The organism is Acinetobacter sp. 1125_18A (genome assembly GCF_052824985.1).
In genome coordinates this window covers 33,389-52,901 of record NZ_VTDG01000014.1, presented here as the reverse complement: position 1 = coordinate 52,901, position 19,513 = coordinate 33,389, and the positions used below count along the sequence as shown (strand labels likewise).

16 protein-coding genes are annotated in these 19,513 nt (G+C 36.6%); 8 read left to right on the top strand and 8 right to left on the bottom strand.

Going from position 1 to position 19,513, the window contains the following annotated elements:
• Positions 1-301 precede the first annotated feature (301 nt).
• Positions 302-826 carry a DUF2726 domain-containing protein gene (locus FY049_RS18730; RefSeq protein ID WP_056518323.1) on the top strand — a complete coding sequence of 175 codons (525 nt, stop codon included), beginning with the start codon at positions 302-304 and terminating at the stop codon, positions 824-826.
• A gap of 58 nt (positions 827-884) precedes the next feature.
• Here FY049_RS18730 and FY049_RS18725 read toward each other — a convergent pair whose 3' ends face one another.
• The 7 genes from FY049_RS18725 to argS all read right to left on the bottom strand — a co-directional run bounded on the left by FY049_RS18725 (position 885) and on the right by argS (position 8,283).
• Positions 885-1,241 (bottom strand): RidA family protein, encoded by a 357-nt coding sequence (locus tag FY049_RS18725; protein WP_056518324.1) that lies wholly within the window; start codon positions 1,239-1,241, stop codon positions 885-887.
• A gap of 59 nt (positions 1,242-1,300) precedes the next feature.
• On the bottom strand, positions 1,301-1,525 hold the full coding sequence (locus FY049_RS18720) for a hypothetical protein (RefSeq protein WP_151802230.1): 225 nt from the start codon (positions 1,523-1,525) through the stop codon (positions 1,301-1,303).
• Positions 1,526-1,594: 69 nt separating this feature from the next.
• Positions 1,595-3,007 carry a cell envelope integrity protein CreD gene (gene creD / locus FY049_RS18715; protein ID WP_419280582.1) on the bottom strand — a complete coding sequence of 471 codons (1,413 nt, stop codon included), beginning with the start codon at positions 3,005-3,007 and terminating at the stop codon, positions 1,595-1,597.
• 113 nt (positions 3,008-3,120) lie between these two features.
• Positions 3,121-4,584 carry a two-component system sensor histidine kinase CreC gene (gene creC, locus FY049_RS18710; RefSeq protein WP_224964434.1) on the bottom strand — a complete coding sequence of 488 codons (1,464 nt, stop codon included), beginning with the start codon at positions 4,582-4,584 and terminating at the stop codon, positions 3,121-3,123.
• 3 nt (positions 4,585-4,587) lie between these two features.
• Entirely contained in the window at positions 4,588-5,307 is a 720-nt protein-coding gene (gene creB / locus FY049_RS18705; RefSeq protein ID WP_446084162.1) for a two-component system response regulator CreB, read from the bottom strand.
• Between the two features lie 446 nt (positions 5,308-5,753).
• Positions 5,754-6,347: an SPOR domain-containing protein gene (locus tag FY049_RS18700; protein ID WP_004723450.1), complete on the bottom strand. Its 594-nt coding sequence runs from the start codon at positions 6,345-6,347 to the stop codon at positions 5,754-5,756.
• A gap of 145 nt (positions 6,348-6,492) precedes the next feature.
• A complete protein-coding gene (argS, locus tag FY049_RS18695; RefSeq protein ID WP_224964433.1) occupies positions 6,493-8,283 on the bottom strand; it encodes an arginine--tRNA ligase in 1,791 nt (596 codons plus the stop codon).
• Positions 8,284-8,505: 222 nt separating this feature from the next.
• Here argS and FY049_RS18690 point away from each other — a divergent pair, with 222 nt between their 5' ends.
• Positions 8,506-8,775 carry a DUF2798 domain-containing protein gene (locus tag FY049_RS18690; protein WP_056518333.1) on the top strand — a complete coding sequence of 90 codons (270 nt, stop codon included), beginning with the start codon at positions 8,506-8,508 and terminating at the stop codon, positions 8,773-8,775.
• 5 nt (positions 8,776-8,780) lie between these two features.
• Here FY049_RS18690 and FY049_RS18685 read toward each other — a convergent pair whose 3' ends face one another.
• Positions 8,781-9,377: a hypothetical protein gene (locus tag FY049_RS18685; RefSeq protein ID WP_446084161.1), complete on the bottom strand. Its 597-nt coding sequence runs from the start codon at positions 9,375-9,377 to the stop codon at positions 8,781-8,783.
• Positions 9,378-9,701: 324 nt separating this feature from the next.
• Here FY049_RS18685 and FY049_RS18680 point away from each other — a divergent pair, with 324 nt between their 5' ends.
• The 6 genes from FY049_RS18680 to FY049_RS18655 all read left to right on the top strand — a co-directional run bounded on the left by FY049_RS18680 (position 9,702) and on the right by FY049_RS18655 (position 19,489).
• Positions 9,702-11,399 carry an NAD-dependent malic enzyme gene (locus FY049_RS18680; protein WP_034614981.1) on the top strand — a complete coding sequence of 566 codons (1,698 nt, stop codon included), beginning with the start codon at positions 9,702-9,704 and terminating at the stop codon, positions 11,397-11,399.
• Positions 11,400-11,648: 249 nt separating this feature from the next.
• Positions 11,649-12,377 carry an RND transporter gene (locus FY049_RS18675; protein WP_446084160.1) on the top strand — a complete coding sequence of 243 codons (729 nt, stop codon included), beginning with the start codon at positions 11,649-11,651 and terminating at the stop codon, positions 12,375-12,377.
• A gap of 169 nt (positions 12,378-12,546) precedes the next feature.
• Positions 12,547-15,939 carry a type VI secretion system Vgr family protein gene (locus FY049_RS18670; protein ID WP_446084159.1) on the top strand — a complete coding sequence of 1,131 codons (3,393 nt, stop codon included), beginning with the start codon at positions 12,547-12,549 and terminating at the stop codon, positions 15,937-15,939.
• A gap of 55 nt (positions 15,940-15,994) precedes the next feature.
• The gene (locus FY049_RS18665) at positions 15,995-16,477 is read left to right on the top strand and encodes a hypothetical protein (RefSeq protein WP_446084158.1); all 483 of its coding nucleotides are present in this window, start codon (positions 15,995-15,997) and stop codon (positions 16,475-16,477) included.
• Positions 16,478-16,479: 2 nt separating this feature from the next.
• Positions 16,480-18,963 carry a cell envelope integrity protein TolA gene (locus FY049_RS18660; RefSeq protein ID WP_446084157.1) on the top strand — a complete coding sequence of 828 codons (2,484 nt, stop codon included), beginning with the start codon at positions 16,480-16,482 and terminating at the stop codon, positions 18,961-18,963.
• 1 nt (position 18,964) lies between these two features.
• Positions 18,965-19,489 (top strand): hypothetical protein, encoded by a 525-nt coding sequence (locus tag FY049_RS18655; protein WP_446084156.1) that lies wholly within the window; start codon positions 18,965-18,967, stop codon positions 19,487-19,489.
• Positions 19,490-19,513 lie beyond the last annotated feature (24 nt).

Sequence of the window (19,513 nt, the reverse complement as noted above, 5' to 3'; positions counted from 1 at the left end):
ACAATTCTCGAATATCCTTGTCCTACAATAGTACTCAAGATTCATTAAATTCAGTTGTATTCGCATTCAATACGCGATATATATGAGGTGTAATTCAATTCATTTGGTTGAAATACTAAGTGAATAAAACAAATAATAGTTCAATAAATAAGTTAAAAATGTGATTTATTTGATTATTTTGAAAAAGCAAATATGAGAATGCGTCTGGCATATTACAAAATTGAACTGATTAAAAATAGTATCTTTGATACACAAGAACTGGTCGTAGACCAAATTATAATAAAGAATTAGGAAATGAAAAATGGACATGATAATCGTTGCGAGTTTGATATTACTTGCTGTCGTGATTGCCGCTGCTTATAAAGGATTGAAAAATAAGCAACAAGCAGATAGTGCTTTACGAAGAAGAGCAGTATTTAACTCACATGAACAAATTACGTTTACGCGTTTAAAAGAAATTTTACCTGAAGCCAATATCTTGGCTCATGTATCTTTTGATGCCTTATTAACGACAAAATATTTACATACACGTCGTAAGTATCAGCAAATGTTTGCAGACTTTGTTGTGCTGGACAAAGATTATAAAGTTTTAGCTGTGATTGCTTTAGATGATATCAATGCGATTAAGCGTTCGAATCAAAATACCTATGAAGATGCTTTGTTACAGTCGGCAGGTTATCGCGTGATTCGCTATATGGGAATTCCAGAATATCAGGATTTGCGAGAAGATTTTTTAACAGAATTTTCAGAAATGAGCCATTCGCAAACGTTGGAGGAACATGTACTGGGGAAGTTTGATCTGTACTCAAATCGCGCATATAGCTAAGCAAAAAATGCATGTTTAAACATGCATTTTTTAGTTCATTCAAAATTTAGTATTGAGCTTATTCTGGTTTGACCGCAACAACCGTCATTTCAACTAAAACATCAGGTCGATAAAGCTTTGCTTCTACACAAGTTCTCGGCAGAGCTTGCATATCTGAACACCATGCATCCCAGATTTCGTTCATTCCTGCATAATCATTTTCGATGTCTTTTAAAAAAATCATCACAGACATAATGTGCTTTTTATCTGTGCCCGCATCTGCAAGAAAACGATCAATGATATCTAAGGTCTGTTGAGTTTGCCCTTTGATATCCAAACTTAAATCCGTAGCCAATTGACCCGCCAAGTGAACTAAATTTCCCGAAATTGCAATTTCAGAAAAGCGTTTTTCTACGTGCAAACGTTGTACAGTCATGATCATTCTCAAAGTTTGTTTATGTTTTAAATTTTACGTCATCATTTACAATCTGCAAATTAACTTTGTTGCTTGTTGGTGAATCTATCTATACGAATGAGAATTTTATACTTAAAAATAATCAAACAGTTATATTCTGGGCAAATAATGAAACTGCCTAAATTTAAAAATTGAATCTGCGCACCCCGCAACTGATTTAAACAAAATGCAATTGAACATTGCAGAGGACAAAGTTGTTGCAACTGCTTAAAGTGTTGTTGCTCCTGTAGTATGGAAATATTCATTGAAATACCTATTATTTAGAATTTATTTTTAAAACAGTGAATCGCTTTGAGCTATTCACTGTGCCGTTATCAAGCTTGAGGCGGCGTATAGGATTTAAGTTTTTGCTCAGGCTTATTGTTGATTTGATACCAGTCGATATGCCGTGTAATAAACATCACCACAGCAAGTAAAACAAATGAAATGATAGAGCCAATTAGGAAGGTTTTGCCTGAAGATTGCAATAGCATATACATCACGGCATAAAGTGAACTCAGGATGATACTGAATAGGCCAGCGGCTTTAAAACCTTTCATCACATAGTATAAGTACCAACTCATGAGCCCGACACAGGCAATTCCAGCAACGAAATAAGCCCATGCAAAGGCATAGTATTCACTGATTGAAAGTAGTAAAACAAAGAACACCACTTGAGCCATCGCCACCAAAGAATATTGAATGGGGTGAATCCGTAAGCTTTTAAGCACTTCGAAGAGAAAGAAACAAGCAAAGGTGATGATGATAATCACGATACCGTATTTAATCGCACGATCTGTTTGTGTATAGACATTGACTGATTCTAGGAATTCTGTTGATAAACCAATACTTTGACTAGGTTCACCCATATAAGCCGGCTCTTGTGCAAAATAGCCATTACTAAACTGGCGAATACACTCATTGTTGTCGCAATCAATCAATTTACTGATGTTTTGATGACCTAGAGCAATATTTTTCCATTGTGCGGTGAATTGTTGCGGTGTACTGGTTTTTGCAAAGGGTAAGTTTTGTCCTGAATATTTGGTATCCGCCCAATTGCCTTTGGCCTGATAAGTGACACTACGACTGGTTGGGATCAGGGTGAATTTTCCCAGACCCGTAATATTGGCGGTTAAATCAAAAGTGAAACCATTTTGAATGGCATTGATTAATTCAGGATATTTTTTTGCAGAAACATACATAAAGTCAAAACCAGAACTGTTACTGCCTTGAGCACTCATTTCAAAAGCATAAGTTTTGTTGAGCATGTTTAAGCTCGGTTGGGTATCCAAACCGCGAGGATCATGTACAGGGAAGATAATTTCAGCTCGGTCCCATTGGTAATCTTTCTTTTCAAGTGTTGGTTTTTGGAATACGCCTTTGGCCATGAGATTGGCGGTGTAGCTAATTGCTCGATAGATGGTGCGTTTATAAGTGTTGTCCGAAACATTAAAGTTGGATGACCATTGCGTGCTGTCAGCACTGATATATAGCCATTGTTCCTCAGTACACAAGTAGGCCACCTTCTTTTCATCGAGGCAGTTTTTTTGCTCATTGTAGGGCACACGGATATACGGTGAAATCACGGTTTGAGGGCTAATATTGTTTTGTGCAATTTCTTTCAGAAATGCCCGTTGATAATCTTGTCGTTCTGAGACCAGACTGGTAATAAAGAGTAAGCCTATCCCAAATAAGGCAACTAAAATTGCGATTGCAATAATTTTGAATGTAATAAAGTTGGATCGCATCACTGTTTTCCTTCGCCGTTGTTTGTTGTCAGTGTTGAGTGTGCGAAACAGCAATGTGCTTTGTTTGAGGCGTATAGGTTTTTTATATGAATTTTAAGTGAAGTTTGGTCGCGCTAAGGCAATTGAATTTTTACCAATACACCCTTTTGGTGGGGTTGTAAGATGGTGATTTCATTTCCTTGAATATTGCCAATGTGAATCTGTCCATGGTGTTGTTCAATGACTTGTTTAACAATGCTCAGTCCAATACCAGAACTGCGTTGTTGGCTAATCGGACGAGGCAAGGAAAAATAAGTATCAAACACTTGCGTGAGTGCATAATCTGGAATCCATTCGCCCTCATTAAAAACCTGTAATTCTATCTGCTGGTGTGTTTGACGATGAAGCCGAATCAGGATTTTTGCTGAATCTGTGGAAAAATCCAGCGCATTATCTAAAATATTGGCAAGGGTTTGTTGAATCCAAAATCGATCTGCACGAAGCATACAATTGGCTTCAATATCCAGTAAACACTGGATTTTTTTGGCTTGAATTTGACTGGCATGCTGGTCTAAAGTCTGTTGAATCAGTTCAGATAAATTGAAATCTTGCATTTCAATTTGATGTTTAGATTTTTCCAGACGGGTCAATAAGAGCATTCGATCAATCAGGCTACGCAAGCGCTGGCTTTGTTCATGAATATGCGTGGCAAATTGTTGTTGATCATTTAGTGGTAAATCTTCTTTGAGTAGTTCTGCACTGGCTTGAATTGCGGTAAGCGGACTTTTGAGTTCATGGGTCAGTGTATTGACATAGTGTTCCACATAAGCACGATCTTCGAGTTTTTCTCGCATATTTTCAACTGCTTGAGCAACTTGATTGAGTTCTTTTGCCGAATGAAAATAGGGGGTTTGATTGACAGGTGCAAGTGCCTGCGCGTATTTACGGACACGGTCAATACTGTGTTTTAGCCAATAGGCCACCAAACTGGCAAGAAACAGACTGAGTAATGTAATCCAAGCGGCTTGTCGGATCAGCTGATTTTCAGCACGCTGAATATAAGGTTGTACTGAAATATTGGGCTTTCCAATACTGACAACGCCAATCAATTGCTGTTGTTGACCAACTTGATAATAGATTGGCGCTGCAATAAACATAGTGCTGCTATTGCTGTCCTTTTCATAACTGCGTGTAGAGCGAACGCCGTATTTTCCCTTTAAGGTCAGGTAAACATCATTCCATCGTGAGTAATCTTGTCCTGTAGCGATACCTTGTGAGTCATAAATGACGATACCTTTGTTGTCGGTAATATAGATTTGTTGATTGATTTCATTTTTATTATGTTTCCAGATCGTGGCATTGAGTTTTCGATTCAGCGCTTTTTGAATTTTTTCATCAAACTGAATGGTACTGACTTTATTTTCATAGACATCTTCAGCCACTAACATCGCGATAATATTGGCATTTTCCGCAAGAGTATCTTCTACGACCTGTCGTACATTGGGCTTTACTTGTTGATTGAAGGTATAAGACATAAACCATAAACCCAGCAAGATGATCAATCCAAAGAAGAACCAAATACGAATAAAAATGGACATGGTTTATCCTTGCCTTTTTAAACTATAGCCAAAGCCTCGGTGGGTTTCGATCGGGTCTTGCTCAGGAGAGATCTGCTTGAGTTTATTGCGAATACTTTTGATATGGGTATCGACTGTTCTTTCTAAACTATGCTCAGGGTGCTCCCATACATGATCCATCAATTGTTGACGGCTAAACACCTGTTCAGGGCGTTGAATCAATAATTTAAGTAAGCGATATTCATAGCGAGTCAGCTGCAGTATTGTGCCTAAGTAATGAATTTGCAAAGCCTCATCATTGCATTGCCAAACTTTAGCTGGCGTTGTAGAAAGCTGTGTATTTGTCTGTGAGGTGTGCTGTAACTGATTTTGTATCTCCATTCTGCGCCAAATGGCTTTAATCCGAGACACAATTTCACGCGAACTAAATGGCTTGGTACAGTAGTCATCTGCGCCAATTTCTAAACCCACAATACGATCTATTTCATCATCTCTTGCGGTTAAAAATAGCAAGGGTGTGTGATTAAAGAGACGAATTTTTTTGCAGACATCAAAACCATTTAAATCAGGTAATCCAACATCTAAAATAATAAAATCAAATGGTTTTTGTTGAATAAAATCAATGGCTTGCAGGCCTGAATTGGCCCAAGTCACTTGCCAGTCTTCTCGTTCAAGTGCGTAACGTAACGGCATAAGAATAGCAGCATCATCTTCTACACATAAAATCTGTTTTTTATTATTCATTGCATTTAAAAACTCATAATCTCAATAGGAGTGTACTCAAATTGAAATACTTAGGCGAATGAATTTTCAGTGAAGTTTAGATGAACTGTTTTATTGTTTGAAATTGGCTGAATGCTTGTTGGGGTGGGCTTTTACCCATGTGAATTTCTGAGCGCCCTGTAATCTTCGGATTTGATCGTCACGCCAATCACAGGACAGCAAATCAAAAGTATTGGTGACTTTTGATATCTCGGCAACGACATGGGTAATGTATTGCGGAAAATAGATTACTCTAATTTTGATCAATTTGGGTAAATTTTTATCGAATTATATTTCTTTTGAGTAAAAAATATTCAATTTGTCCACATATCTAAGCAAGATTAAAAAAACGATTTTGAAGAAGAAAACAGGATGCCAAAGCATCCTGTTTTAACGATTGATTAATCAGGTCATGCCTGAAAATTGGATCAGCGTTTAACCACGATAGAGTCAATACCGCTATGTTGTAAGGTTTGTTGGGCAATCACTGCTGCATTTTGTGATTCATAAGGGCCTGAAATCACACGATACCAAGTTTTCCCCGCTTCTGTGCTTTGAACCACATCGGCAGATAAACCATTTAAGATAATTTCAGCACGACGTGCATCGGCAGCATCAGGATCATCATAACTACGAACTTGAAGGATATATTCAGGTTGAACAGGTGTTGTACGTTCAGCATTTACACCGACATCCACATTTTCAGATTGAGAGGGCGCTTCAACAATTACAGGTTGTTGTTGATTTCTGCTTTCAGGAACAGCTTGTTCAGGAATAGGGGTAACCTGTTGTTGGGGTAACAGATCATAAAAACGATAGTCTTTGTTGGTATCTTCTTGATAATGCTCAGACGTGATTTCGTTTTTGGGTTGGACGGGCGCCCACGGTTTCCAGAGCATCAGTGCGACACCAAAACTTAACACGATTAAAATGACGACAAGCATCCCTAACCATTTAGGAATCAATGGTTGTTTAGGTTTGGTTGGCCTTTCTGAAACACCGCGTTGCGTTTTTCCAAACACGTGGAACCCTCTTATTATGTATTGCTTAGATCGTGTTCAAGCATAGTTTTGCTTGAACACGATGTAAAGTAATGATTTATTACACACTTCAATGCTTACGTTGAGCCAGACCTTGGTCTTGGGAACATGTAAAGCAATTCTTGACTTACATACTTTCAGGTGCAGAGACACCCAATAATTCAAGACCATTATGTAAGACTTGTTTGATATTTGCTGAAAGCAATAAACGGGCTTGAGTCAATTCTGCATCATCACCCAATACTTTATTCTCGTTGTACCAACCATGGAATAAAGCAGCAAGTTCTTTCAAATAATTACCAACTTGATGTGGTTCATAATTATTTGCAGCGCGAATAAGCACTTCAGGATAAGCCGCGAGTTTCGCTAAAATTTCAGTTTCAGCATCAAGTTCTAATTTTGCAGCAAATTGACGTGCATTTTCAGTATCAAATTGAATGTTTGTTGTTGCTGCTTTTTCTAACATACGGCAAATACGAGCATGTGCATATTGAATATAATACACAGCATTGTCTTTGCTTTGAGATACTGCTAAATCTAAATCGAAATCAATGTGCTGTTCAGATTTACGCATTACATAATAAAAACGTGCTGCATCATTGCCGACTTCTTTACGAAGATCGCGTAATGTCACGAATTGACCTGAACGAGATGACATTTGTACCATCTCACCACCACGCCATAAGCTGACGAACTGTACTAAAAGTACCGTCAATTTAGATGAGTCATAGCCCATCGCATCAATTGCAGCTTTAACACGTGCAATATAGCCATGGTGGTCTGAACCCCAAATATCAACAAGGTCAGTAAAGCCACGTTGTAATTTATTTAAATGATAGGCAATGTCAGAGGCAAAGTACGTGGTTTGTCCATTACGACGTTTGACTACACGGTCTTTTTCATCACCAAATTCAGTTGATTTAAACCAAATGTTGCCATCTTTTTCATAAAGAAAACCACGTTGATCTAATGTTTGTAAGGCTTCATCAATTTTTTCAGCCAAAGATGCTTCACTAAACCAGTGATTAAATGTTACGCCAAACTCACCAAGGTCATCTTTAATGTCATCTAAAATGGCATGTAAAGCTGCTTGATGGAATACACGATAACCTTCACCCACTAAAGCTTGTGCGTTGTGAATTAAGCCATCAATGTGCTTTTCTTTATCGCCTGAAACAACCACTTTATTGCCATCGGCATCAAGCTCTTCAGCATATTGCACATCTTCAGGAACATCTTTGTAAACATCAGCCACACTACGTACATATGCATCAGCATGTTTGTCGATGATACCTTGGGCGATTTCTTTAACGTAATCACCTTGATAAGCATTTTTAGGAAAAACTAAAGTTTGGCCGCTTAATTCTAAATAACGTAAATAAGTTGATGTGGCGAGGATGTCCATTTGACGGCCAGCATCATTGACATAATATTCACGTTCAACTTTGGCACCTGTTGCTTCAAGTAAGTTTGCAACAGTCATACCATATGCAGCACCACGACCATGACCTACATGCAGGCTAGAGGTTGGGTTGGCAGAAACGAATTCAACCTGAATTTTCTTGGCTGCATTTGCTTGGGTTTTACCAAATTGTTCTTTTTGTGCTTGGATTTGATCCAACACAGTAAAGCGCTGATCGGCATTTAAAAAGAAGTTGATAAAACCAGGACCCGCAATTTCAGCTTTTGCAATATCGACCACTTCGGGTAAATTTGCCAAAATTTTCTCTGCAAGATCACGTGGTTTCATACCAGCAACTTTAGCGCCCATCATGGCAATGTTTGATGCGAAATCACCGTGGCTTCGGTCTTTAGTTCGCGTTAAAACACTCGTGTTTTTCCAGTCAGATGGAAGAGTCCCTTCAGCTTGTAGGGATTGCACTGCATGATCAAGAGCTGCTTGTATGGCCGTATTCATAATCTATAGAGAAATAAATGTCGCAGAAAAACGCTAAATATAGCAAATTTTGCGCCTTTTAGGTGAATGCATTTGTATAGAATAAAACTTATTCGATAAGAAAAATGGCAGTATGCTCGATTTCACTCTTTATAAATGTGGTTAAGGTTACGTGGAAGGATTAATTGTTTCAGGTTCATTAAAAGAATAAAATGTGTCCTGTTGGTAAATTTAGAGCGATATATGTCAAATACTCCTCCCACAATTATTGGCAATATCCCAAAACTCCCTGCAAAATTTGCAGCATGGATTATGCCGTTGTTCTTATCTTGTTTAATGAGTGGCATGGTGTCATTGATTAATATGTTGATCAATGTGGGATTGATTAGCGGATTCTGGATCAAGTGGCTTGCTGCATGGATGGTATCATGGGCTGTGGCATATCCTGTGGTTTTGATTGTTTTACCCTTAGTACGACGTTTAACCGCCGTATTTGTGGATATGCCTAAATAATGGATCTACTCTTTACATGTGACAGGCTTGCTGAGTAACTCAGCATGGCCATTTGTAAAGGTATAAAGTTTGGAATTGTTAAAGATTTTAATCACTTTGGCTTTACTCAGTGCCGTTTTAAATGTCGGCATTTTTTTCGCATTGACTAAGTCAAATGGATTGCCATAGTTGTTATTGTCGATTAAGAATTGAACCTGACCGGTTTGCGCATCATGTGCTTTAAGCAGCTCTTTACCATCTTTATCTTCAATCGTAAAACCAGACTTCTGCGAAGGAATCTTACAATTCAAACGCAAATATAGGACGTTTCCATCACTGGATTTGTTTTGTAAGGTGTAAATACCTTGAAGATCATTTTCAATATAGACCCATTGTCCAGTGGGCATATTGATCTTCATTTGTTCTAGTTTTTCGAGGGTGGCTTTACTGACATCAACCACGCCTTGTTGATCAACTTCTGGGATTTTGGCTTCGCCTAAGCCCACCATGCTTTTGACTTTTTCAGTGGTTTTAGAAACACCAGAAGAGACCTTTTTTGCAGTTTGGCAGCCAGTACATGCAATGACTGTGCTAAGAAGGAGTAGAGAGATCTTTGTGTTCATTGTTATTGGTTTAGCTTCATCGTATTTTAAACAAAATAAATCTAATCAGAAAAAAAATCAATCATTGGTCAAAATTGTGCATAAATATGCAGTTTTAATGGCGGGATTATGGCTCATTATTTTAGGGCAAAATATGAAATTAGATAAAAACCAGAATTTGATCAGTAAAACTGAGAATAATTTATCATTCTGTAAAATACTTTGAATATCATTATCACGTATCTAAATACCCATTTAGTCAAAAATAGGCTTAAGCTTGTATCAGACCAAAGTCGTAGCTTAGCAAAAGATAGAAGCAGGCAGTCTGCTTCAATGAGAATGGAAATGCCAACGGAAACCCTGAAAAAATATCCTCTATATATTCATTATGCAGGTAATGCCTTATTAGAGCTGCCTTTATTAAATAAAGGTTCAGCCTTCACAGAAGAAGAACGAACTCAATTTAACTTACACGGTTTAATTCCTCATGTGATCGAAAGTATCGAGGAACAAAGTCAACGTTCATACCAACAGTTCTGTTCTTTCAGTGAAGCGATCAATAAGCATATTTATTTACGAAATATTCAAGACACCAATGAAACGCTTTTTTACCACCTGATTGAAAACCACTTAAGTGAGATGATGCCGATTATCTATACACCGACAGTGGGTGAAGCATGTCAGCGTTTCTCCGATATTTATCGCCGTCATCGTGGAGTATTTCTTTCCTATCCTGACCGTAAATACATTGATGAAATCATTCACAACGTAAACCGTAAAAATGTCAAAGTGATTGTGATCACAGATGGTGAGCGTATTCTTGGTTTAGGCGACCAAGGTATTGGCGGTATGGGCATTCCAATTGGAAAACTGTCTCTTTACACTGCATGTGGTGGTATTAGTCCAGCCTATACATTGCCGATTACCATAGATGTGGGAACCAATAATCAACAATTATTGAATGACCCGATTTATATGGGATGGTCGCAACCTCGTGTCAGTGGGGATGAATATTATGAATTTGTCGATGAAGTGATTGCAGCGGTTAAACGTCGTTGGCCAAAAGCATTGATTCAATTCGAAGATTTTGCGCAAAAAAATGCCATGCCTTTACTTGAAAAATACCGTGATAAGATTTGTTGTTTTAATGACGATATTCAAGGAACAGCGGCAGTTTGTGTCGGTACTTTAATTGCTGCGAGTAGAGCCGCAGGTAAACAGCTCAAAGACCAGAAAATTACCTTCTTAGGGGCTGGTTCAGCAGGTTGTGGTATTGCAGAACAAATTATTGCACAGATGGTTGCTGAAGGCCTGACGGATGCTGAAGCGCGTGCCAAAGTATTTATGGTGGATCGTTTTGGTTTAATCACTGAAAATCAGCCAAACTTATTAGATTTCCAACGTAAACTTGCGCAGAAACCTGAAGATGTTGCACATTGGGGCAATGCTGAGGAAATCATTTCACTGCTTGATGTTGTGAAAAATGCCAAACCAACCGTATTGATTGGGGTATCGGGTCAACCTGGTTTATTTACAGAAGAAATCATTAAAACGATGGCTGAAAACTGTGAATATCCGATTGTATTGCCTTTATCCAACCCGACTTCACGAGTTGAAGCCGTGCCTGCTGATATTATTCAATGGACAGATGGTAAAGCATTGATTGCGACAGGCAGCCCGTTTACCCCTGTGAATTATCATGGTGAAACCTATCAGATTTCACAGTGCAATAACTCTTATATTTTCCCTGGTATTGGTTTGGGTGTAGTAGCAGTTCAAGCAACCCGTGTTACAGACAATATGCTGATGGCTTCAAGTTCAGCTTTGGCTGATTGTTCACCGAAGTTGCAAGATATCCACGCAGACCTATTGCCTGATTTAAATGAATTACAGCAAGTGTCTAAAATTATCGCGTTTAAAGTTGCCAAAGCCGCTATTCAAGATGGTGTAGCACCGATGATCAGTGATGAGCAATTGCTAGAAAGTATTGAACAGAACTTCTGGAAACCAGAATATCGTGATTATAAACGTGTACCGTTCTAGAAATTTTTGGATGTTGTAAAGAAGGGGCTATACGCCCCTTTTTTATTTAAGATAAAATGATACAAGAGAATTTAATTTTGACGTAATTTTAAATAAATAATATTCAGAGTGGTTTTACTATGCTCTTAATAAGGATTTAAGAATTATTGTTGATGGAAAGTTCACACTATTTACTTTTAATAAAATCTTCAGTACTGAGATACTAAGTTGAATGTAATTTGGAATTAAGAAATTTAAAGTGATTAAACTATGTATTTAAGAAGAATATTTTTACTATTAATATTATTAGTACCCACTGTTTTATTAGCAAATAGTGTCGTTCTTTATGATGACTCTAGTCGTCACCTTTATCAAGATTATAAGAGTATTAGTATATTAGGGCAGTCAATAAAGATAGATAAAGACTATACGATCCTAACAGAAGAAAATACTTCAAGTGAGGGGGATAAAGGTCAAAAATCGTATAGTATTATTTTGAAAAAAGGTGATGAGTTATATCGTTTAGATGGAAATAAACTATCAGAGCTAAATCGATATATTATTTCACCTTATTTTTCTGATCGAAATTTTATAGGCTTTGTACAATATACAGAAAATATCTTAAGAGGTGATTTTTATGTCTTAAAGAAATTTTATATTTTTAATAAGGTAACAAAAGAAGTTGCTATAGTAAGGCTAAATTATACGAGCATCTCTAATAATACTAATGGTGAATATGATTATAAATTATTGGATCAAAACTATATAAAAAGAATTATTAGAGATGATTCTTTAAATTTGTATACGGTTGAGTCTATATATGAACAGAATAATCCTGCTATTTGGGGTGTTTCATCAAAAGGATTTAAATCAGGGCATCAAGTGAGCAATAGTTTTAAATTTAAGTTATTAAAAAACAACAAGATAGAGTGTGAGAATTTGAAGAATTCTATTTTAGATTGCACTGAAGGTTTTATGCAAATGCAATACCTAAAATAAATGAAAAAATCACTGGTAGCTTTTAAAATTTAATTTTAACCTTATATTCTACATAATTAAGTAATATTTTTTATTGTACTTGTGGAATAAAATTTAACAATTTATGGGTGTCTTTTTCTAAGTTTTTAATTAAAATGACGATACTTGTAATTAAATATCAATAACTAAAATGCTGAAAAATATTACGACCTTACTTGAAAGCTTTGGCTTGGGACTACAAACACGAGCGATCCACGTTCAATTCTCAAATCAAGCCTTAAACAGCAGTGTATTCTTGCAATGCATTCAGGGGCAACAACAGATTAATCAAGGCTTAAAGGCAGAATTACTCTGCCTTTCAACCAATGCGCATATTGCTTTAAAACAGTTTATCGGGTGTCAGGTTGCAGTTGATCAAGTCACCGATTTTGGTGAATTGTACCGAACCACTGGAATTATAACAGGGGCAAGCCAAGGGCAGAGTGATGGGGCGTTAAGCGTTTATAAATTAACGCTTGAAGATGCAACCAGTCTTTGGCATAAGCGTCGTAATAGCCGTGTTTTTATGAACAAAAGTGTTCTGGAAATATCGGAAATCTTATTTAAAGAGTGGCAAGCGAAAAGTGCCTTATTTTCTGCCAGTTTAAGTCTGGACAGTAGTGGTTTAAAAAAACAATACGATATCCGTCCTTTTGTAATGCAAGCCAATGAAACGGATTATGAGTTTTTAACTCGCTTGTGGCGCAGTGAAGGTATTAACTGGTTAGTTGATGAATCTGTACGAATTGTGCCTATTTCGGCAACGCAGATTCAGGCACAGAAATTACGTCTCATTGATGACAATACGCAATATGAGGCAATGCCTAGACGAAGTATTCGTTTCCATCGCAGTCATGCAACAGAACGCTTTGACACGATCACCAGCCTCATTGCCCAGCGCTCAATTCAATCAACAGCAATACAAGTACAACGTTGGCAAGCGGATAACCTTTTACAAGATCAGGGCGATAGCCAGTTAAGTAATCACCAACATAGTGATCAACAAGACAATGAAACTTTAAGTTTAGAGCAGGCTTGGACAATTAGCCCAGCTTGGACCAGTGATCTCAATGGCGAAGACCAAACCACAGTTTCCAGTTCAGCCCAAGTTGATAAATTAAATACCCAACTAACACAATACCAAGAATTACAGTCCAAATATTTTACCGCAACCAGTTCAGTGCGTGATGCGCAAGTTGGCTATTGGTTTGAATTAAGAGAACACCCTGAAATTGATCAACATGATGGTTCGGATCGTGAGTTCTTAATCTTAGGTAAGACTTTTTACAATCAAAATAACTTACCCAAAGAGTTACAAGATCAGTTATCCAAGCTGCTTAATTTAAATTACTGGAATCATTTAATTAAAGACCAGCGTCAAGCCAATGAGTTGTCCTTGGTGCGCCGTAGAATTCCGATCGTTCCTGAGTATAACCCTTTAGCACATAGACCTTCTGCATTTCCACAACGTGCCAAAGTGGTTGGCCCGCAAGGCGAAACGATTTATGTCGATCAATGGGGGCGGATTAAAGTTCGTTTCCTCTTCACCCGTACCGATGACAATAGTCATGATGGTGGTGCAGGCTCCAATGACAATGATACAGACTCAGCTTGGGTTGATGTATTGACCTCTTGGGCCGGAGAAGGTTATGGCACAAGATTCCACCCACGAATTGGTGAAATCGTAGTTATTGATTTCTTTGATGGCAATGTCGACCGTCCATTTGTGATGGGACGTTTACATGAAGCAGAACGTCATCAAACCATGTTTGATATCAAAGGCCAGTTGCCTGATACCAAAAAATTAAGCGGTATTCGCTCATCGGAAGTGGGTGGATCAGGTTTTAACCAGCTACGATTTGATGACACCACAGGCCAAATCAGCACACAGCTACAAAGTAGTCATGCAGCGACACAACTTAATCTCGGGAACTTAAGTCACCCGAAAGATAAGGAAACCAGCAATGGGCGTGGCGAAGGTTTTGAGTTAAGAACCGATGCTTATGGTGCCATGCGTGCAGGCAAAGGCATGCTTATCACGACGTATGCCCAAGAAAATGCGATTGCAGACCACTTAGAAGCAGCACAAGCGCAGTCCTTGTTAAATCAAGGTGCAGAAAGTATGAAAGTGCTGAGTGAAATAGCAGTCAAACAACAAACGGATGCCTTGAATGTTGTCAATCGTTTGCCGAAACTGATTAATTCTTTAGAACTAAAAGGTGCAAATCAGGCTTTACAGGCAACCGTGGGTTTATTTAAAAATGCTGTGGGTAGTGATCCAATTTCAGCACTGAAAAACAGTGGTGATTTTATTGAGGACATCCAGAAATTTGGTAAAGATACCAAGAATATTGTAGATGAATTTAAAGACTTTTTTAATGATTCCAAAGAGTCGATTGAGAACTTAAAGAGTTTTATTGAAAATATTGAAGAACATGGTTCGGATGTTTTAAAAGGAAAATTAACCAGTTTAAAGGACAAGTTTGATTCAGAACCGTTATCCGCTTTAAAAGACGTGGGTAAGGTAATTGCCAATGTTGAAATTAAGGATTTTGATTTAACCAGTGTTTGTGGAACTTTTAATAAAGGCAGTAAATTGGATGTGAATCCGATGCAGGCTTTAGGCTCCTTACAGGGCTTTATGGAGAGTTATACAAAAGACTTAGAAAATAGTGGTGATAGTGCCAAACAAGAGCAAGGTAAGATCTTTCGTCAGGCATTGATGTTACTGGCTTCACCCAATGGGATTGCACTGACAACCCCAGAAGACATTGTCTTACAAGCTTCACAAGATATTGCTGAAAGTGCGCAAGGCTCAATTAATTTGAGTGCACAGAAGAATATTGTCGGTCATGCACAAGATAAGATCAGCTTGTTTGCAGCACAGAAAGGTTTAAGTGCATTTGCTGCAAAGGGTCCGATCAAAGTTCAGGCGCAGGATGACTTGATTGAAATCATTGCGAAGAAAGTGATTAAACTGATCGCGACTGAAGATAAGATTGAGCTGACCAGTTCTAAAGAAATTGACTTAAAAGCAGGTGGGACTCAGCTTGTGGTTAATGGTAGTGGTGTCTTTATTAAAACTGGTGGAAAGTTTGAAGTGAAATCGGGGCAACAGTTGTTTACCAGTGGGGCAACTGTAAATGCGCAGTTACCTAAAATGCCTGAGAGTGGAATATTTAGTCGACGTTTTGATTTTAAAGATTTGATTTCTTCCGAGCTTTTAAAAGAAGGGTTTAAATATAAAGTTATTAATCACGCTAAAAAAACAGAATACGTTGGTTTCTTAGATGAGAACGCTCGAACTGAAAGAATATTTAGTGAAAATCCTGATGAAGTTGAAGTAATGCTATTAGGTTTAAACAATGATGATACAGATAAATTGCTACTGATTGAAGAAAAGATTATTGATGGGCCAGGTTCAGAAGAGGCGTGTTGTGGAGGTGATGATGAACATAGTCATAGCCACAGTCATGATGCTGAAGAGTGCAATGAAGACAGTGATTTAAAAACAGATTTTGAAAGTTTTGGGTGTAAGGGTTGATTTAATAATGAAGATAGTAAAGATAATGATAGGTTCATATATTCTGCTTAATAGCATGAATTTATATGCTGAAAGTGCTAAAGAGTGTATGAAGTACTGGCAAGAGCCTACTGCATCTATCAAGGTTTTAGGTGAGGTTGAGTGTGAGAATATTTGGGATTTCGGCAAAAACAATGCCACTAAAAACCGCTTACAACTATTGGATCAATTAAGTTTAAAGCCTAAAAATAGTCAGTGGATGTCAACTGGAAACTGCTCTAAAGTATCATACAATAAAAAAAATTATTATATTTATCAAGCTTATTATAAACAAGATAAGGATGATATATGGATTGCATATAATGATAAAAGTGCATTCTCCTATTTTAGAAAAGTGATATCTCCTTTAAGAGACGGAGAAACTGCAGGAGTAAGTTTAAAATGTGCAAAAACTGGGGCGTATGAAGAAGCAAAAACTGTTTTAAACAGTTATTTGAAAAATAATACATCAGTGAGTATGAGTACTTATAAATCGGATGATTGGTATAAAGAGGATTGATTGTGAGAAAAACAATTAGCTTTAAAGAAGGAAATAAAACTTTTGATACTAATTTAGCCGGTTTTATCGAGGCTGTTAGTTTTTTGGAATCTTCATCAAACCTTTTGTTGCCTTTAAACCATCCGATAAATATAAAGGCTGCTGGTATTGTGAATGGCCCTGGTTTTTTGGGGTTGTTTCAATGGGGAGAAGAAGGGCTATATGATTTAGGGTATTATTTAGGAGACAAAGGAATATCTTACGCAGATATCAAAGGTGTTGATAAAAAATCAACTATATATAAAAATTGGAAAAATCAATTTTCTTCGAATAATTGGGTTGGTAAATGGTCAGGGAAAAGAAATATAAATTCAAAATCTGATTTTTTAAAGAATCCTCAAGCCCAATATGAAATAATTAAAGAATGGATTAAATATTTATGTAATCAACTTAGAAATAATAATTTTAATGAGCATTTTGGTAGAACTATTCAAGGTGTAGAAATTACAGAATCTGGTGCAATCGCTGGCATGCACCTTGTTGGAATAGGTGGATTAGGTGCATTTTTAGAAATTCCAAAGTTTAAGGGACAAAAACAAATTGACGGGAACAAAACGCATATTAAGAGATATATTGAAGACTTCGGGAGTTTTGATTTAGAACAATGCTGTAATAGAAAAATTTATGTCAGTTTAACAGATAAGAATAAAAATATATTAGCAAATAAAGAGGTTACTATTGTTTCCAATTACACAGGAAAAGGTTTTTCTGGTGAAACAAAGGTTAAGCTTAAGAGTGATGAAAATGGTAACTTACCTGTTATTGTTAGGCATCCAAATACGGAAATAAAAATCATCGCTGATGGAAAAGAATCAAATAGTATTATTCAAAAAGCCAATGAGAAGCAAAAAGCTATTTTAAGTGATTTTAACATTACAAACCATCCAGCAACTCTAGAGAAAGATAATACGCCTCAACCAAGACCGCAAGTTAATAAAACACCTCAAGACATAAGAAACGAACAGGCGCAATCTTCTAATGCCTCAGAAACTGAATCAACGATAGCATCAAAAGATGTTAACTTTAGTATTCAAATTGTAGAAGGTGATTCAGGTAAACCAATTTCAAATATGAATTTTTTTCTTACTTATAAAGGTAATATTAAAAAACATACAGCTGATGGTGGTGGTGTAAAGCAAGGAGTTGTAGCCGAGGAAGGGCAAGATATTGAAGTCTCTGTAGAAGGGAGTGGGCAAAAACAGGTAATACATCATTTTAGGGTTAGTGGTGAATTAAAGAATAAAACTGTTAAAGTAAATCTTCCTGTATACGCTTTTAATATTTTAGTGATGCAAGATGGCAAGCCTGTTCCAAATACACTATTTAGTATTTTTTATAGAGGAAGAGAAATTCCTAAAAGAACCAATAACCAAGGAATAATTAATGTTCGAATGTTAACAGGCTTCGTTTTTGGTTTTGGTATAAAAGGAAAAAGCTTGGTCTTAAGTAGGGTCGAAAAAGCAAGCCCAACAACAACTTTCACTGTTAATGGGAATGCTGTTCAGGCATCAAAATTATATGAAATTGCTGATGCAAAACAAAAGCAAGCTGAAGATTTGAAAAATAAGCAAAAACAGAAAGAAATTCAGGAAAATAAGGCTAAGCAAGAAGCAGAGAAAGCAAAGACTGAGGCTAGTCAAAAGATCCAAGCCAAACAAAACAATACTTATACTGAAAATGGAGGAAAACCATTAACGACTGTAAGTGATCAAGCTGCTACTACAAGTGATACTACGAATTATGTAATTTATTCGAATGGAACAATTGATCGTACAAACAAGGCTGCTTCAGGTTATGCTGCCTATTATTATGTAGTGAATAATCAGCCTGTTTTAATTGGAAAAAGTAAAATTTATAAAGCAGATAGATGGTCGAAAAAAGGAAAAAAAGGTTCTGGGACAAGTTATTTAGTGAACATTAGGGAGATTTTTGGTGATACTGCTTCTAAACCTAATAATACATGGGAAAAGAAAATAGGAAATTTAAATATTTCAATTCGTAATGACTCTCAAGAGCAGCATAGATTTTGGTTATCAACAGAAGCATTTGCTGCATATATTGGAGCAGTTTGTAACTTTGGAGAAAAAGTTCGGTTTAGTGGATTTAGTGATAAAAATGGTTCACCTGGAAAAAGTAGTTCTCATTTGAATGGGGAAGTCGGTGATATTGGTTACATCAGAGTGGATAGAAATAATGCAGTAGGTGTTAACTTTGAAATGGCGCAATATGATCATGATGCATCATTACGGTTTGTTAATATTTTGATATCATTTGGTTGGGGCAAGACAAAAAACATGTTGAGTGAATATTATCCTAATCATTTGGTTAATAAGTATAAGCTTAATAAAGGATATATATTACCAAGATGTTCTGAATGGACTAATCCAAGGCATAATAACCATCTCCATTTACAAGGCTTAGCCGTCACATTTAATAAGGATGAATAATATGAGGTTTGTTTGTATTGTTTTATTGGCTTTTTTAAGCTCTTGTAGTCATGTTAATAAAAGCCAAGATGTGAAGAATTTTTTGGATTTTAATTCGTTAAATTTCCAAGGTAAAGCTTATTCAATTGGTAGTGCATATTCTGAGACTGATTTTTCTTCAAATAAATTTTTAAAAAATACTTTAGGAAGCTGTTTAACTTTTTTTAATCCAGATGATGCTGTTTCATATGTTTTTCATGATGGAAAGCTGGTTAGCATATTAGTCAAATATGATAATAAAAGTATCTATACAACAAAAAATATTAGTAATGGAATGAAGGCTGATAATATAGTGAGCAATTTTAAAGACTTTGAAATAAAAAAAGTAAATAGTGAAGGATCGGGTGATTCTCAACAAGATTTTACGTATACAATTTTTGATAAAGACCAGAAAAATCATATTTTGATTTTTGATGTAATAAATGGCGAAATACAAGGGATTCATTTAGAACGGAAAGGATTTAATATGTCTGATTGTGATGAGTAATCATGAGTAGCTAGATTTAAATTC

Coding starts and splice junctions, on each gene's coding strand:
- FY049_RS18730 (WP_056518323.1), top strand. CDS start 302: ATGGACATGATAATCGTTGCGAGTTTGATATTACTTGCTGTCGTGATT.
- FY049_RS18725 (WP_056518324.1), bottom strand. CDS start 1,241: ATGACTGTACAACGTTTGCACGTAGAAAAACGCTTTTCTGAAATTGCA.
- FY049_RS18720 (WP_151802230.1), bottom strand. CDS start 1,525: ATGAATATTTCCATACTACAGGAGCAACAACACTTTAAGCAGTTGCAA.
- creD (WP_419280582.1), bottom strand. CDS start 3,007: ATGCGATCCAACTTTATTACATTCAAAATTATTGCAATCGCAATTTTA.
- creC (WP_224964434.1), bottom strand. CDS start 4,584: ATGTCCATTTTTATTCGTATTTGGTTCTTCTTTGGATTGATCATCTTG.
- creB (WP_446084162.1), bottom strand. CDS start 5,307: ATGAATAATAAAAAACAGATTTTATGTGTAGAAGATGATGCTGCTATT.
- argS (WP_224964433.1), bottom strand. CDS start 8,283: ATGAATACGGCCATACAAGCAGCTCTTGATCATGCAGTGCAATCCCTA.
- FY049_RS18690 (WP_056518333.1), top strand. CDS start 8,506: ATGTCAAATACTCCTCCCACAATTATTGGCAATATCCCAAAACTCCCT.
- FY049_RS18685 (WP_446084161.1), bottom strand. CDS start 9,377: ATGAACACAAAGATCTCTCTACTCCTTCTTAGCACAGTCATTGCATGT.
- FY049_RS18680 (WP_034614981.1), top strand. CDS start 9,702: ATGCCAACGGAAACCCTGAAAAAATATCCTCTATATATTCATTATGCA.
- FY049_RS18675 (WP_446084160.1), top strand. CDS start 11,649: ATGTATTTAAGAAGAATATTTTTACTATTAATATTATTAGTACCCACT.
- FY049_RS18670 (WP_446084159.1), top strand. CDS start 12,547: ATGCTGAAAAATATTACGACCTTACTTGAAAGCTTTGGCTTGGGACTA.
- FY049_RS18665 (WP_446084158.1), top strand. CDS start 15,995: ATGAATTTATATGCTGAAAGTGCTAAAGAGTGTATGAAGTACTGGCAA.
- FY049_RS18655 (WP_446084156.1), top strand. CDS start 18,965: ATGAGGTTTGTTTGTATTGTTTTATTGGCTTTTTTAAGCTCTTGTAGT.